Origin of the sequence: Desulfovibrio sp. ZJ746 (genome assembly GCF_011039155.1) — a bacterium.
In the GTDB taxonomy this organism is placed as follows: Bacteria; Desulfobacterota; Desulfovibrionia; order Desulfovibrionales; family Desulfovibrionaceae; genus Desulfovibrio.
Genome location: NZ_JAAKEK010000001.1, coordinates 827222 through 842621 on the forward strand (window position 1 = coordinate 827222; position 15400 = coordinate 842621).

Genomic DNA, 15400 nt, shown 5'->3' on the forward strand with positions numbered 1-15400 from the left:
CACCTCCCAAGAGGGCCATCCATGAACGACATCTCCCCAAAATATTATATGAATAATGAAAATATGGCTTCCGGATTTCCCACCGAAGTCAATTTAGATTTTTTTGACTATCATCCTTCTACCAGCAACAACAGAAGACAAGAGACGCTGCCCGAGTTGGACTGGTTGCATCGATTTCCTTTTCTGGAAAGGCTAGCACTGCCTGCACTAAAGAGGGAATGCGCTCTTTCATCAAGTAGCAATCAATTAATGGATCCGCGTACTGAAAACATACCATTACTTCACATTCCCTATTTCAAGCACGATGCGTTATCAAATGATAAAGTAATCCTGCCTCTCGGCCATGCGCTTCCCATGGAATTTCCCGAAGGGTTGCAGCCCTCCCTCCCCGACTATATGTATTCTGCGCTTGCCGTTTTTCATGACGATGAATGGGTTTTCTTTGATGGAGACTATGCTTCACCAGAGGATTTCTGGAATCATTTTTCTAAAACTTTTCCAACCTTGTCAGCCGAAGAGAAACTTTTTTGGGGTATCATTATCCTGAAGGATAAACTCCCTCATCCAATCGGAATATCACGCCAAATTTCTTTCCATCTAGGTTACCTTGATCAGCCACTTCCGCAGTTCTTAAATCTTTCACTTTCCTCTCTATGTAATATTCGGTGTACAATTTGCGGAGCTCAAGATTCATTTATAGCAGAAGGTATTAAGAGGCGCATTATTAATACAGAGTTTTTATTGAAAATTGCTGATGTCTTTTTCCCCTATCTTGACACAGTAGAATTTAATAGTTTCGGAGAACAATTGTTATATGATGATTTTCCACTTCTTATGGCGCTATTAAATAAATATGACTGTCAGTTCAGGCTGCAAACTAATGGAACTACCTTGCCAGATCAAAAATTGGAGGCCATTTTATCCGGTAAAGGTATGGTAACCTTTAGCATTGATGCCATGGGAGAAATCTTTGAGAGCCAACGTATCGGTGCAAAATGGAATATCGTAGAAGAAAATGTTAGGCGTATTTTATCCAGGCGAAATCCAGAAAAAATTAAAGTAGGCATCTCACCTGCCATTACGTGCAAAACGCTTCCAGCCATACTCGATCTCTGTCGTTGGGCTGACGATATCGGAATTGATTATGTCCACCTGCATTATTATGATCCCATAGAAAACGGCATCGAAAAACGACCATCCCTCGCTGAACAAAACAATCTTTGTCTCATGCTGAAAGAATACATCGATGCCGAAAAACCTGATTTATTGATCAAATTGGAAAACCAATTTCTTGCCTGTGGGAACCCGGATTCCCTGCCTGCCGACTTTATTTCCCCCCATAAATATACTGATTCAAAGCTTCCACAAGAAAGAAGTTTTTATTCCAGATATAAATGTATCTTGCCATTGATGACAGCCCAGATCACACCAGATGAAATGGTGTTCCCAGGGTGCTGCCAACTCTATAAAAGAAGCTTCCCCTGCCCAAAAACCGATAAGGAGTTTTTTGATTTATGGTTTGGTAAAGAATTAACATCTTTACGTGATTCTTTAAAATTTGAGACACCCCATCCGAGAATGGTTCCGGAATGCCAAAAATGTATTGCCGCTCATTATCGTCAAAATTTAAAATATTAAAGGAAGACACCCCTTTCTTGGCACAAATGTTTATGCAACCATGTCATTCCTAATGCCAAGCTTATAAGCGTTATGTGAACGCATTGACTTTCCCAGGGAATCAGGATAGCTGAACAACGCGGACACTTAGCCAAGAGATCTTTTAAAAATAGGACGGCTGCCAGCTCAACGACCTCATGGTTGCTTCGTGTGCGGGCTTTTCTTACCCGCACCCAGACCCCGGGCCAAATTTCCAGGAGCGCGAGTGTACGCTTCAGGCCAAGTCGGGCCCTAAGAAGTGCGCCATGTGAGCCCATTTGCCAGAGATGCCGCTTGTGCAGAAGACTATGTGTGCAATCGATGTTCGTTGCACTTTTTCCCGATGAACGACCCCGGCGCGCCACATCAAACTCCGCACCCGTGTCCTTCTCAGTACACTCTGGGGCCCTTTCAGGTCGGCAGTGTTTCCAGGTTGACGCCAACTAACACTTGTTTCATGTGGTAGTGCTTTTGCCCCGGCAAGAGGAGTTTCCATGAGCGGAATGTCTGAAAAACAGTATAGATCTTGTAGAAAACTCGATGAGGTCCTCCCTGCTGGTGCTCATATCGATATTTTTGAGTACCAACCTCCCGCAAATACGCGCTGCGTAGACAAAGCGATTCAAGACCTGAATTGGATGGATCGTTTTCCTTTCCTCAAAAATTTATCATTACTGGTTTCAGAGAGAGAGAGAGAGAGAGAGAGAGAGAGAGAGAGAGAGAGAGAGAGGTCTGACGACTATTCTGTTAATGTCCATTTAAAAAAGAATATAAAAAAAACACCGCACTTTTATCTTCCTTATATTGTATCTCACAAATTACCAAAAAATAAAGTACTCCTTCCTCTTGGATATGCTGCTCCCCTCACATTTCCCGAAGGTTTGTCTAACGAATTACCCGGATATATGTATTCTTCGCTCGGCATTTTCCGTTCAGGCGAATGGCATTTCTTTGAAGATAATTATACCTCATCTTCTCAATTTTGGGGAGAGTTTGCCAAAAATTCAGCATTTATGTGCCCAAAAAGAAGGGACGATTTTTTTTGGGGTATTGTCATCCTCAAAGAAAAATTGCCCCACCCAATTGCGAGTTCTCGCGAATTATCTTTTCATCTTGGATTCAATGATCAACCACTTCCGCGGTATTTGAATCTTTCACTCTCTACACTCTGTAATATTCGTTGTACAATTTGCGGTACACAAAAAATGTATAGAGAAAATTGAATTAGAGGGCATACCATCAATACTGAGTTTTTGTTAAAAGTTGCAGAAGTTTTTTTCCCCTATCTGGAGGCAGTAGAACTTAATAGTTTTGGCGAACAATTGTTATATGATGATCTTCCAATTCTTATGGAACTCTTAAATAAATATGGATGTCAATTTAATTTGGCTGTGTTATACAAGGCAGTTGACAGATTATTCCTTCATTCCGTCTGGAGCGAAGCGGAAGACGGGTGCAGGTGCCGGAAGAATCCTAAAAAATAAGATTTTTCGGGGCTGGCAAGGAAGATAAAAATTTCCGAAGGGAGTGTACTTCAGTACTCGACCGAGGAAATTTTTCTCTGACGCGGCCAGCACCGAAAAGGCTGTTTTTGACGGATAATTTCGGCGTTACCCCCGCAGCACAGGCGCACTGTCAACTCACTGGTATAACAAAGCCTTTAATTTACAGACAAATGGTACAGTTTTGCCGGATCATATGTTAAAGGCAATAATTAATGGCGTTGGTACGGTTCGGTTTAGCATTGATGCTATGGGGGACACGTTTGAGGCGCAGCGGGTGGGTGCAAAGTGGGATGTGGTCAAAAAAAACGTAGAGCGGCTTTTGGCAAAACGTGATCCTGAAAGAATTAAAGTTGCTCTCTATCCAACTATAACACGTAAAACACTTCCTTGCGTGCTCGACTTATGTCGCTGGGCCGAATATAATAAAATTGACGCAGTACATCTTCACTATTATGACCCTATCGGTGGGGGGATTGAAGAAAGACCAACACTTGCGGAACAAAAACTCCTTTTCAAATCACTCCAAGAGCAGGAGAGAGAGAGAGAGAGAGAGAGAGAGAGAGAGAAAGAAAGTGTGTGAGAGGGAGTTTCCAGATCACCTTAGAAGGCCAAGCGATAACACAAGCAGACAAAGGTTATTATTTTATAAGTCCACATCATAATAAATATCCTCTCAAGCAGAACTATAAGTATGGGCCATGTATACCACGTCCCAATACTGGCCCCTATGCAAAGTATATATGTTTTGACACCCTCCTAATGGGAAACATTACGCCAGACGGGATGTTTTTCCCCGGATGTTGCCGGTTGTGGGCCAAGACATTCCCCTGCCCAACCAATGATCGGGACTTTTTCTCCTTTTGGTTCGGACCGAAACTCACCCAAATACGCGATTCATTATCCTACAAGTCACCCCGGCCTCAGATGCTGCCCGAATGTCAAAAATGTATCTCGGCCCGGGTTCGCTCTCTTATCAAGAAGTAAGCATACCCCCCCCGGCAAAGCCCAAGGGGGGTATGCTTACCGCCTCAAGCCTCGTAGACCCAGTGCAGGATGCGCTTGTGCACGCGCAGGCGGTATTCAGCCTGGCGCACCAGAAGCGACGCCTTGCTGGAGAGCACGGCCGGCGCAACGGGGATGGCGCGCACCGGCGAGGCGCAGAGCAAAAGCCGCGCGTCGGGGATGGCCTTCCCCATGAGCTCCGGCGTGATGGCCCAGTCCGCCTGCTGCAGGGCGTCCAGCTCCCCGCGGTAGCCGGCAAACACAAAGTTCACGTCCTTCACCGCCTCTTCGGGAGACTCCACAAAGGTCACCGGGCTTCCGATACGCGCCGCCTTGGCTTCCAAGCCTGTAATGTCGAACTGCTTCGGCACTGCCACGCGCAGGGCGAAGGGGAACCACGCCGTCGCCTCGATGAGCGAATGGAGCGTGCCGTTGGCGCAGCCCACCCAGGCCGCGGTGACGCCCGCAAGGTCGCGCGCGATGCGCAGCATGCAGGCGATGTCGGCCAGCGCGTGCGCGGGATGCGCGTCCGGGCTGCCGGCATTGATGATGGGGAAATGCACATCAACCTCCGAGACGTTCCATGTCGTCACGGGCAGCGCGTAGGTATAGAGGCAATCGAGGTAATAGCCGAAGATGGGCATGAGGTGTTTCTGGAAGTCACTGACCTCTTGATGCCAAGCCCCGGAGGGGCTGCCCTCGAAGATGGTGGTGCCGCCCATCTGGCGCACGGCGGCCGTGACGCAGAGGCGTTCGGGCAGGGAATGGCGGGCGAAGGCGAGCAGCGCCACCTTCTCGCTCATGAAATCCGATTGCAGCTTGGCATCCGGGATGCCGATGGCCTGCTGCACGAGCAGCCAGCAGGTTTCCGGGCCCAGTTCCCTAATGGTCAGGACATTTCGCGCCATGGCTTCCTCCCTGATGAACTGCATACGTGAGAGAGCGTCGCGCTCTACGCGCTTCAAGAGTAGCAGGGGGGCCGGGCCGTGTCCAGACGGCGCGCGGCAAGCAAGATGCGTTCAGAAGTTTCCGCAAAAAATTTCCTTGACGCCGCCGCAAGTTCTCGTCCGCGCAAAAAGCGGGGTGCGCGCCCGGCCACGATGCCTTGACAGCATGCGCCGCTGAAACTACAAGAATCGAAGGAGAACGCCCCCGGGCTTCTCCCTCAAGGAGCGGGCACGGCGCTGTCCGCCGAGGCCGGTTCCGGCGCAATCGCCGCCACTAACCCAAGGAGAGTACCATGGTCGAAGAACTTACTGACGCCACGTTTGCGAACGCCATGAAGAGCGACATCCCGGTCTTTATCGATTTCTGGGCGCCTTGGTGCGGCCCGTGCCGGGCCATGGCCCCGATCATTGAGGAGGTGTCCAAGGAATATGAAGGCCGCGTTCGCTTCTACAAGATGAATGTGGATGAAAACCCCGCCACGCCCACCCAGTACGGCGTGCGCGCCATCCCCACCATGGTGCTCATCAAGGGTGGCGACACGGTGGAGCAGGTCACGGGCGCCATCACCAAGGACGCCCTCAAGAAGATGGTTGATTCCAAGGCTTTGCCTAATGAAGGCGTTGCCTAATGTATGACGCCGTTATCGTTGGTGCTGGTCCTGCCGGCATAACGGCTGCCCTCTACCTGGCCCGCTCCGGCTGTTCGGTGCTCCTTTTCGAGAACCTGACGCCGGGCGGCCAGGTGCTGCTGACGGAAAAACTGGAGAATTACCCCGGTTATCCGCAGGGCATCAAGGGCTATGAGCTGGCGGATCAGTTTGCGGCCCATCTGGCTGACCTGAACTCCATCGAGCGCCCCCAGGGCGAGGTGAGTTCCATCACCGGCAAAGCCGGGGATTTCACCATCAAGGCCGAGGCGGGCGAGGACGAGTACCACGCCCGCGTTGTCCTCGTGTGCTCGGGCGCGCGCCACCGCACGCTCGGCCTGGAGAAGGAAGACACCTTCATCGGGCGCGGCGTTTCGTATTGCGCCATCTGTGACGGCAACTTCTACCGCAATCAGGTGGTGGCCGTGGCGGGCGGCGGCAATTCGGCCCTGGAAGAGACGCTGTATCTTGCCAACATCGCGTCCAAGGTGCACCTCATCCACCGCCGCAACGCTTTCAGGGGCTACCAGATCTATCAGGACAGGATCGCCGCCAATGACAAGGTGGAAGTGCACCTGAGCACCGTTATCGAGGCGTTGGAGGGCGAAAAGGAACTCACCGGCCTTGCCCTGAAAAATGTGGTGACGGGCTCGCAGGAGATCCTGCCGGTGCATGGCCTGTTCATCTATGTGGGCTTTATCCCCCAGACAGGCTTCCTCCCCGAGGCCGTGGAGCGGGATCATCAGGGCTTTCTGGTGACGGATACGGAAATGCGCACCAATGTGCCGGGCATCTTCGCCGCGGGCGACATCCGCTCCAAGCTCTGCCGCCAGGTCATCACCGCTGCCGGCGACGGCGCGACCGCCGCGCAGGCGGCATTCGTCTTTCTGGAACAGCTCGATGGCTAAAAAACTGCTCCGCTGCCTTCTGTTGGCCCTCTCGCTCGGCGCGCTCGCCGGCTGCGGCATCATAGACATGCTCTATCTGCCGCCGGCCGAAGATACCGCCCAGGAGATCTTTGAAGCGGCCAACGATGCCATGAGCGAAAAGAACTATGTGCGCGCGGTGGAGCTGTACAACAAGCTGCGCGACAACTACCCCTTCAGCCCCTACACCATCGACGCGGAGCTCTCCCTCGGCGACGCCTACTTCCTCGATGAGGAGTATGACCTCGCCGCGGAGACCTACAAGGACTTTGAGGCCCTCCATCCGCGTCACGAGGCGATGCCCTATGTGCTCTACCAGACGGGCATGTCGCTTTTGAAACAGTTCCGCTCCATCGACCGCGCCACCACGGAGCTGCAGGAGGCCTATGACTGCTTCAGCCGCCTCCAGCAGTCCTACCCCGATTCGCCCTATGCCAAGAGCGCCGAAGAAAACATGCTGACCTGCCGCAAGCTCATGGCCGAGCATGAGCTCTATATCGCGGATGTCTTCTGGCATATGGGCAAGTACGGCCCCGCGTGGCGGCGCTACGAGTTCGTCGCGGACAACTTCAAGGATGTGCCCGAGGTGGCGGAGCACGCCAAGGAAAAGAGCATCGCCGCCTACCACAAGTACCGTTCCGAAGTGGCCGCCGAGACGCGCGAAAAGCGCCAGGGCTCCTGGAAGAACTGGTTCACCTGGCTCTAGCGGCGAGGAACATGGGCTGAAAAGATGCAAAAGGGCTGCCGGCAAGACCGGCAGCCCTTTTCTGTCCTGAGGCGTGGCCGAGGCCCAAACTTGCGGCAGGCTCCTGCGCCCGCGCACCCTACGGCGCCCCCGGTCCGCGCCCGTGGCGCAAAAAACAAGCCTGCGCCTATAAGCTGGCGTACTCCTCGTCACCCACGGGCTCGAGCCATTCGGTGGAGGCATCCTTGCCCGGCACCTCCACCGCGAGATGCACGAACCAACTGTCTTTTGCCGCGCCGTGCCAGTGCTTGACATTGGCCGGAATGACCACCACATCCCCGGCGCGCAGTTCCTGGGCCGGCTTGCCCCATTCCTGGTACCAGCCCCGGCCCCAGGTGCAGAGCAGGATCTGCCCGCCCTTCTCAGCCGCACGATGGATGTGCCAGTTATTGCGGCACCCGGGTTCAAAGGTGACATTGCCGATGGGGAGGCCGTCCCTCGTCAGCATGTTCAGGTAACTCTGCCCCTGAAAAAATTGCCCGTACGGATTGACTTCCCCCCGCTTGAAGGGCCCCATGGCTGGTTCTGGCATCTGTCTGTCCTTGCTGTTTCCGGGTTCAGGCGTTCTGGCGGCACAGGCCGGCGACGCCCAGATTGTTCAAGTACCACATTAAAAACGCCGGGCGGCAGACAACGCCCCGCGCGTCCGCCGCCCGTCCCGACGCCCGCTTCCGGGCGTCCCCCTTCCTTTCTCCCCCAAAGTCCCTGCAAGCCCGCGCTGGCTCCCCGGCCTGTGCCGAGGCCGCGCCGCGGGCGGCCGCACACGGGCCTTAAGCAGGGACGAAATCGATGCTGCCGAGCAGGTGGTCCAGGTCCAGCAGGATGAGCAGCCGGTTGTCCAGCTTGCCGATGCCGCGGATATATTCGGAGCCGATGCCCGCCACCACCGGCGGCGGATCTTCCACTGTGCTTTCGGGGATGCGCAGCACCTCGGAAACGCCGTCCACGAGAAAGCCCACGATCTTCTGTTCCAGCTCCATGACCACGATGCGGGTGTTGCTGTCGGGCTTGTGCGCGGCCTTGTTGAAGCGCGTGCGCATGTTGATGACGGGAATAACCTTGCCGCGCAGGTTGATGACGCCCTCGATGAATTCCGGCGCGCGGGGCACCATGGTGATCTGCATCAGGCGGATGATCTCCTGCACGGCGAGGATGTCCACCCCGAACTCCTCCTCGCCGATGCGGAAGGTGACGAGCTGGATGAGGTCGTCGTCATGCGGATCATGGCCCGGGGACGTGGCAACCTGAGTCATGGCATATCCTCCTTGCGCGGCGCATGCGCCGCCCCCTTGTGCCTCACTTATCGGCACTCTCCAAAAAAACTTAGTACCCGGGGCTCACTCTGCCGCGTGCGCCGCCCCGAGCCCGAGGAGCTTGCGCCAGCGGGGCAATGCCGCATCAAGGTTCAGGTATTCCCCCGGCAGCGCGGGCGTGGCGGGCACGGCCAGATGGCGGCGCACATCCTCTGGCGTGGCCGTGCGCGCGAGGCCCGGCACATCCTGGAGCGGGCAGAGGTCAAAATCGTCCCGCGGCATCATGACCATGAGCGCAAGGCCCTTGAGCGCGGCCTCGAGGGCAGCGGTGGTGGAATTGGAAGTCCACACCATGACGCCCGGGGCGAGCGCCAGCGCCAGCGGCGCGCTGCTGATGCGCACCTTTTCGGCATCGGCGCCGAGCAGGCCACGCAACATGTCCTCCACCGGGAGATATGGATGCGGCTTGACGGTGATGTTCCAGCCCTCGAGGAGCCCCTGCTGGTAACAGCGGGCGAACAGGCGCAGGTGGGCTTCGGTCTCGTCCCTGAAAAAGCTCGTGAGCAGGAGCAGGCGAGGGCCGTGACGGCCGTCCACCGGCTCGCCCGCTTGCGGCGGCAGGGCTTCTTCCTTCGGGGGGGCGCTTGGCTTGTGCTGCGCCAGATAGAGGTAGCGCAGGGCCTCCACCTCGCCGAGGCGCGCGGGGGGCATGCCCGCCTCGAGCCACTGGCGGCAGGCCGAGCGGCCGTTGCCCTCGATGGCCTCGGGCTGGAACAGGGCGCAATCGGGCGCGCTGAAGGTGCGCGGATCATCGAAATAGCGGAAGTCCGTGGGCCGGATGCTGGAATGCTGCGCCCCGATGACCGGGCCCGGGGCCACAGGCTGCGCAGCCCCGGATGCGGCTTCGGGCGCTCCGGCCCGCGCCGCGCCCCTGAGGCGCATGGCCGTGGTAAGCATGCGCTCCCATGGGCAATTCTCCAGCGGAAAGAGCGTCCAGCGCTGCGGTCCGCACCATGCCGCATAGCGCAGGAAGGCCCGCTGTTGCAGGCAGCGCTCAAGCGCGCGCCAGCCGCGGAACGATTCGGCCCAGTCATCCTTGGCATAGCGCCAGAAATTGAGCTTCGAGCCTGCAAAATGGCATGCGGCAGCCGCCTGTGCCTCAATGCGCCGGCACGCCCGGGAAAGACGGCGCCAGCGCCCGAGGGCCGCCCAAAGGTCGCCTGTGGCGAGGAATTCCTCAAGGTAGTGGAAAGAGAGGCCGTCTTTCCCGGTCTTGCGGAAGAGGTCGCGCAGCTTGAGGCATTGGGCGAAACTGAGCTCCGGCGAGGGGAAGCGGATGAAAAGCCAGCGCACGAAATGGCCGCCTTGGGGATATTCCCGGCGGGCGCAGGCATTGAGCGCATCGTGCAGCCCCTCCCAGTAGCGGGAGCGGAAACGCCCGCGGGCCGCGGCCTGCAAGTCCACGTTGGGGAAATAGGTCACGATGGTGCCGGCGAGCCGCTCCCCTCCTGCCGGAACCCGCGCCGGCTGCGCGCCGGCAAAGTTGAGGTGCCGGCGTACCTTCCACCACCAGTGGGCATAGCGCGCAAGCCCCCGCAGCGGCGCTGGCATGAGGCCATACAGGCGCCGCGCGAGCGGGATTTCCTCATGCTCCGGGGCTGTGCCGCCGGCAGCGGCCGAAAACTGCCGCCCCGTGGCCGCGCAAAGTTCAGCCAGGGTGGCGCGCAAGCGCTGATCGCCGCCCACAAGGTGCAGGGCGGCGCAGCCTTCCGCATCCATAAGCCGCTCGAGGCAGCGCAACTTGTAGATGGTATAGAGCTGGGGCGTCATCTTGGGATGGCGCTCGTAGAGCAGGGAGCACCACCACATGGAGGGTTCCTCGCCGCAGCGCAGCCAGTCCTGAAGTTCGCGCGCCGGGCCAGTCCCCATTTTTACGGGGAGGCGCCCCATGTCGTAGGCCCAGGCCATATGCTCGGCCCGGATGGCGAGCAGTTCGCCATGCAGCCGCTCGGGGATGGAGACGACGCCGGGCGCGCTTTCCCAGTCATCCCAAAGGGCGACAAGCGTGTCCGCGTCCTGTGTGGCGCCGGCCGGGGCAACGCCCAGGCCCGTCTGGACGACAAGGCACTTCACGAGCGCTCCTCGCCCGTTGCCAAGGCCTTGGCGATCGCCTCGCCATAGGGCGCGCGGAGGACGCCCGCCTCGGTGATGATGGCGCTGATGAACGCGCCCGGGGTGACATCAAAGGCGAAATTGTACACGGGCACGCCTTCGGGGGTGATGCGCCGGGCGCCTATGTGGGTGACTTCCTCCGCCGGGCGCTCCTCGATGGGGATGGCGGCGCCGTCCGGCGTGGCGGCGTCGATGGTGGAGAGCGGCGCCGCCACATAGAAGGGCACCTGAAAATGCTTCGCCAGGATGGCGACGCCCAGGGTGCCAATCTTGTTGGCCGTGTCGCCGTTGGCCGCGATGCGGTCCGCGCCCACCACCACGGCCTGCACCATCCCCCGGCTCATGAGGTGGGCGCAGGCATTGTCGCAGGCCACCGTCACGGAAATGCCGTCGCTCGCGAGCTCCCACGCGGTGAGCCGCGCGCCCTGAAGAAAAGGCCGCGTTTCGTCAGCGATGACGCTGATATGCTTGCCCTCTTCCAACGCCGCGCGGATGACGCCGAGCGCCGTGCCGTAGCCGGCCGTGGCCAGGGCCCCGGCATTGCAGTGAGTCAATACCGTGTCGCCGTCATGCAGGAGCGCGGCCCCGTGGCGCCCGAGGCAACGGCACAGGGTTTCGTCCTCCCGCTGGAGGGCCAATGCCTCGCGCTCGAAGAGCGCCGCCACAGCAGGCAGAGGCAACGGCCCGGCACTTTCCGCCGCGCGCCAGGCGCGACGCATGCGTTCCACGGCCCAGCGCAGGTTGACGGCCGTGGGCCGCGCCTGCGCGATGCGGTCGAGATCCCCCTCAAGGCGCCGGCGCCCGGCTTCCGTGTCTTCGGCAGCCACGCCCCGCGCGGCCAAGGCGCAGCCAAAGGCCGCGGTCACGCCGATGGCTGGCGCGCCGCGCACCACCATTGTCTTGAGGGCTGCGATAACGTCATCCGGCGTCACGCAGCCGACATCCGCCTCCACTTCCGGCAGCTTGCGCTGGTCGAGCAGGTGGAGCGCCCCTGCTTCCCCATCAAAACGGATATGGCTGTTCACTGGTTTTCCCTTGAAATCCGCGTCTTCCGCGCCCGCCGTTATTGCCGGCGCGCCAGGTCGCGCAGAGGCGCCATGCGCGGGTCGTCGAGGCCGCGCTCACAGCCGCATTCCCCCTCGTTGAGGTTGGCGCCGCACACCGGGCACAGGCCCTTGCATTCCTCCTTGCAGAGGGGCGCCACGGGCAGCGAAAGCATGAACTGCTCCCAGCAGACGGCGGCGAGGTCGAGCATGGGAGCGTGCCGGTCATAGACCACGTGGCTCGCGTCGTCCGGGGCGGCGCCGGGGGCCCTTTCCTCCGGGGGGATGTCCTCGAATTCGTCGAAGCGGGTGTCGATGGTCACCCCGGCGTCCTCGGCGCAGCGGTTGCACGGCAGCACCACCTCCCCGGTGAGGCTGCCGCGCACAAGGCAGCCTTCCTCGGCGGGCATCACGGTGAGCCGGGCCACAAGCGGCTTCTCGATGCGGCACTCCATGTGGAATTCGTGCAGCGGCGCGAGCCATATCTCCTGGTCGTCCAGGGTGAATTCCTTGCCGTCGGGCGGGAGGTCGTTGATGGAAACAAGGTATTTGCGCATGGTTCCCTCGTTGTATGGGGCGCGTCGGGCGCCCTCATTTTGGTTCAGCAGTAGCCGTTCACTGGCCGGTGGCGAGCAGGGCCACGGCGAGCCCAAGGAAAACGAGGCCGGCCAGCCGGTTGATGAGTATCTGCCCGCGGCGCGAGGCGTTGAAACGCCGCGCGAGCCTGCCCCCCAGGAGCGCCACGGAAAAAAAGACCAATAGCGTCGCCAGGATGAAGAGCGCCCCGAGCAGCACCACCTGCAGCGGGATGCTGCCGCGCTCAGGTTCGCAGAATTGGGGCAAAAAAGCCAGAAAGAAGAGGCAGACCTTGGGGTTGGTCACGTTCATGAGGATGCCGCGCCGGTAGAGCGCGCCATAGCCGGGAAAGGACGCCGCGCCGCCCGCATCGTCCGCGCCCTCGGGCACGCGCGCGAGGGCCGCGCCGGAGCGGAAGGCGAGCCACGCGAGATAGAGCAGGTAGCAGGCGCCCAGGATCTTGAGCACCCAGAACGCGGTCGGCGAACTGCGGAAAATCACGGCCACGCCCAAGGCGACGGCCGTGGTGTGGAAGCAGAGGCCGGTCGCGAGGCCCAGCGTCGTGACCATGCCCGCCGCCGCGCCGTAGAGCGCCGACTGCGTGAGCACGAAGATATTATCGGGCCCGGGCGCGATGGAAAGCACCAGCGCCGCCGCAAAAAAGGCGCCCGCCACCTCCGGGCTCAGCATGGCGCATGCCCCGCGCCGGCGCTTCCAACGCAAAAGAAAAGGCGCTTTTCCGCGCGCGGGCGCGCCTTGACGGCCCGCTCCAGCCTGAGCGCCGTGGGCCTGTCCACGCAGGCGAGGCTCGCGGCCAGGCGAACCGGGCGCCTCCCGCGGGTATAGCGCGCCCCGCCCGGCAGGAGCCCGTTGTGCTGCGCCACGCGGCGTGCAAGGTCACAGGTGATGCCGCAATAGAGCGTACCGTCGCGGCACTCCAGCAGGTAGACATACCAGGGCGCGCCTTTAAGCGTTGCGGAAGCCTTCATCCGTTGAACCCGCCCGCCAGCCATGCGGTGAGCATGAACGAAACGAACCAGTTGCCGAGCCGCCACGCCCAGGGATTGGGCGGCCGCCCCTCCACGAGCCTGCGCATGGAGCGGATGGTGCCCGCGATGCTGCCGGCGAGATGGAACACGACGAAGCCGATGCCCGCCAGCAGCCCGAACTGCGACACGCAGACAAAAAAGAGCGCGAAGGTGACGCAGGGCGCGAGGCAGCCAGCGCCGTCCGCCCCCGTGGCCGTCCAGACGCGGCCAAAACCCGCGCCATTGCCGAACGTGCCGCCCATGCGGTAGAAGCGCGCCCCGGATGCGGAGCCGTGGCGCCAGGGATCGCCGCCGGAGCCCCCTTGGCCGGCGCCAGACTGCGCGCGTCCGGCCGTGCGCTCTCCTTCATCGGCGCCGACTACCTCGGCATCGAAGACGCGGCCTTCATCCAGGCGCCTGCCCGGCGGCAGGCTGCCCTGGGCGCCATTTTCGTCATGATTGGGGGCCATGCCATTCCTCCGCGTGTGCACTTTGCTGGCCAGCAATGGGGTGCCGTTGCGCCGCCCTCATGCCGAAGCTCCCGCGCCGGGCGCCTCCACGAGCAGCGCGGCGAGATCCATCACATTGGTGCGCGTGGGCCCGGTAATCAGGAGGTCCCCGCCCGCAAGGAGCGCCGCGTTGCTGTCGTTCCTCTCCAAAAAGGCGAGCGCCGCCTCGCGGCCGCCCATGCGGGCCACGCTTTCGCCGTCGGCAAAGCCGCCAGCGGCATCCGTGGGGCCGTCCGTGCCGTCCGTGCCCGCAAATATGCCGCTGATGCCGGGGCTGCCCGCGAGCTCCAGAGCCGCGGCGAGGGCCATCTCCTGGTTGCGGCCGCCGAGGCCCTCGCCCGTGAGCGTCACCGTGGTCTCGCCGCCGGCCAGCAGGCAAAGGCCGCGGTCGCCGGGCTTGAGGCCGGCCGCCGCGCGCCGGGCCTCGGCCACGAGCCCGGCGGCGACCTCGCGCGCCTCGCCGGTGAGGCTGTCCGTCAGGATGCGCGCCGCGAGCCCCAGGGCCTCCGCCTTGGCGCAAGCGGCCTCCAGCGCCTGGCGGTTGGTGGCGGCGAGCACATTGCAGACATGCCCGAAGAGCGGGTCGCCGGGCTTGGGCGTTTCGGGGATGCGGCCCGCTGCCCCGGCCTCCAGGCGCTCGCGCGCCGGCGCGGGCACCCTGGAGAGGATCTGGAAGCGCTCCAAAATTTCCAGGCATTCGCCAAAAGTGCTCGGATCAGGCGAGGTGGGGCCCGAAGCGATGACATCCAGCGCGTCGCCCACCACGTCGGAAACGATGATGGCGAGCACGTCGGCCCCGTTGGCGGCCGCGGCGAGCTGGCCGCCCCCGAGGAGGGAGAGGTGCTTGCGGACGGCATTGACTTCCTGGATGGTCGCGCCGCACTGGAGCAGCAGGGAGGTGGTCTCCTGCAGGTCGGCGAGGCTGAGGCCCGGGGCCGGCGCCGGGGTGAGCGCGCTGGCGCCCCCGGTGAGAAGGCAGATGAGCAGGTCCCCGGGGGCGCAGTCGCGGGCGATGTCAAGGATATGCGCCGCCGCCACCACGCCCGCCGCATCCGGCACCGGGTGCGCCGCCTGGTCGATGGTGATATGCGCGAGCGGCAGATGGTGGCCGTACTTGACGACCACGAAGCCCTCGGCGATGTGGGCCCCCAGAAGCTTTTCCAGCGCCTGCGCCATGGGGGCCGCGCCCTTGCCGGCGCCCACCACGCGCACGCGGCCATGGGTGAGATCCCAGCTGCGGCCCGCGGCCTCGAGCCTCTTGCCGCCGTCGGTGAGGCGCACATGCCGCGTCACCGCCGCATCCGGGGCCACCGCTGCCAAGGCCGCCGCAAAAATTTCCGTAAGTTGCTCCCGCTGCTTCTTCTGCGTGTCTGCCATGGGCGCTCCTTTGC

16 protein-coding genes are annotated in these 15400 nt (G+C 60.6%); 6 read left to right on the forward strand and 10 right to left on the reverse strand.

The features are described 5' to 3' along the window. Nucleotides 1-21: 21 nt before the first annotated feature. The 3 genes from G7Y54_RS03705 to G7Y54_RS03715 all read left to right on the forward strand — a co-directional run bounded on the left by G7Y54_RS03705 (nucleotide 22) and on the right by G7Y54_RS03715 (nucleotide 3741). A complete protein-coding gene (locus G7Y54_RS03705; protein ID WP_165077425.1) occupies nucleotides 22-1638 on the forward strand; it encodes a radical SAM protein in 1617 nt (538 codons plus the stop codon). 512 nt (nucleotides 1639-2150) lie between these two features. Next, nucleotides 2151-2879, forward strand: coding sequence for a hypothetical protein (locus G7Y54_RS03710; protein ID WP_165080171.1), 729 nt, complete (start codon nucleotides 2151-2153; stop codon nucleotides 2877-2879). A 475-nt stretch (nucleotides 2880-3354) separates the two neighbouring features. Then, a complete protein-coding gene (locus G7Y54_RS03715; RefSeq protein ID WP_165080173.1) occupies nucleotides 3355-3741 on the forward strand; it encodes a hypothetical protein in 387 nt (128 codons plus the stop codon). A gap of 448 nt (nucleotides 3742-4189) precedes the next feature. Here G7Y54_RS03715 and G7Y54_RS03720 read toward each other — a convergent pair whose 3' ends face one another. Continuing rightward, complete coding sequence (locus G7Y54_RS03720; protein ID WP_165077429.1) at nucleotides 4190-5071, reverse strand: ornithine carbamoyltransferase; 882 nt, start codon at nucleotides 5069-5071, stop codon at nucleotides 4190-4192. A 332-nt stretch (nucleotides 5072-5403) separates the two neighbouring features. Between G7Y54_RS03720 and trxA the strand changes: the two genes are divergently transcribed. From trxA to G7Y54_RS03735, 3 genes are read left to right on the forward strand one after another with little or no spacing between them, the layout of a single operon-like run. Next, nucleotides 5404-5739, forward strand: coding sequence for a thioredoxin (gene trxA / locus G7Y54_RS03725; protein WP_165077431.1), 336 nt, complete (start codon nucleotides 5404-5406; stop codon nucleotides 5737-5739). Next, a complete protein-coding gene (gene trxB / locus G7Y54_RS03730; protein WP_165077433.1) occupies nucleotides 5739-6665 on the forward strand; it encodes a thioredoxin-disulfide reductase in 927 nt (308 codons plus the stop codon). The genes trxA and trxB overlap by 1 nt, the downstream gene beginning before the upstream one ends. After that, nucleotides 6658-7389 (forward strand): outer membrane protein assembly factor BamD, encoded by a 732-nt coding sequence (locus G7Y54_RS03735; protein WP_165077435.1) that lies wholly within the window; start codon nucleotides 6658-6660, stop codon nucleotides 7387-7389. Before trxB ends, G7Y54_RS03735 begins: the two co-directional genes overlap by 8 nt. 166 nt (nucleotides 7390-7555) lie before the next feature. Here G7Y54_RS03735 and G7Y54_RS03740 read toward each other — a convergent pair whose 3' ends face one another. From G7Y54_RS03740 to G7Y54_RS03780, 9 genes are all read right to left on the reverse strand, one after another. Continuing rightward, nucleotides 7556-7960, reverse strand: coding sequence for a cupin domain-containing protein (locus G7Y54_RS03740; RefSeq protein ID WP_206214884.1), 405 nt, complete (start codon nucleotides 7958-7960; stop codon nucleotides 7556-7558). 238 nt (nucleotides 7961-8198) lie between these two features. Continuing rightward, complete coding sequence (locus tag G7Y54_RS03745; RefSeq protein WP_165077437.1) at nucleotides 8199-8681, reverse strand: chemotaxis protein CheW; 483 nt, start codon at nucleotides 8679-8681, stop codon at nucleotides 8199-8201. Nucleotides 8682-8765: 84 nt separating this feature from the next. After that, nucleotides 8766-10814, reverse strand: coding sequence for a TIGR04326 family surface carbohydrate biosynthesis protein (locus G7Y54_RS03750; protein WP_165077440.1), 2049 nt, complete (start codon nucleotides 10812-10814; stop codon nucleotides 8766-8768). Further along, entirely contained in the window at nucleotides 10811-11878 is a 1068-nt protein-coding gene (gene mtnA / locus G7Y54_RS03755) for an S-methyl-5-thioribose-1-phosphate isomerase (RefSeq protein WP_165077444.1), read from the reverse strand. Before mtnA ends, G7Y54_RS03750 begins: the two co-directional genes overlap by 4 nt. 38 nt (nucleotides 11879-11916) lie before the next feature. After that, on the reverse strand, nucleotides 11917-12453 hold the full coding sequence (locus tag G7Y54_RS03760; RefSeq protein ID WP_165077447.1) for a DUF177 domain-containing protein: 537 nt from the start codon (nucleotides 12451-12453) through the stop codon (nucleotides 11917-11919). Between the two features lie 58 nt (nucleotides 12454-12511). After that, a complete protein-coding gene (locus G7Y54_RS03765; RefSeq protein WP_165077450.1) occupies nucleotides 12512-13162 on the reverse strand; it encodes a LysE family translocator in 651 nt (216 codons plus the stop codon). Then, nucleotides 13156-13461 carry a GIY-YIG nuclease family protein gene (locus G7Y54_RS03770; RefSeq protein ID WP_206214885.1) on the reverse strand — a complete coding sequence of 102 codons (306 nt, stop codon included), beginning with the start codon at nucleotides 13459-13461 and terminating at the stop codon, nucleotides 13156-13158. The genes G7Y54_RS03765 and G7Y54_RS03770 overlap by 7 nt, the downstream gene beginning before the upstream one ends. Then, nucleotides 13458-13970 (reverse strand): hypothetical protein, encoded by a 513-nt coding sequence (locus G7Y54_RS03775; protein ID WP_165077456.1) that lies wholly within the window; start codon nucleotides 13968-13970, stop codon nucleotides 13458-13460. The genes G7Y54_RS03770 and G7Y54_RS03775 overlap by 4 nt, the downstream gene beginning before the upstream one ends. A 57-nt stretch (nucleotides 13971-14027) precedes the next feature. Continuing rightward, nucleotides 14028-15386 (reverse strand): DUF4147 domain-containing protein, encoded by a 1359-nt coding sequence (locus G7Y54_RS03780; protein WP_165077459.1) that lies wholly within the window; start codon nucleotides 15384-15386, stop codon nucleotides 14028-14030. Nucleotides 15387-15400 lie beyond the last annotated feature (14 nt).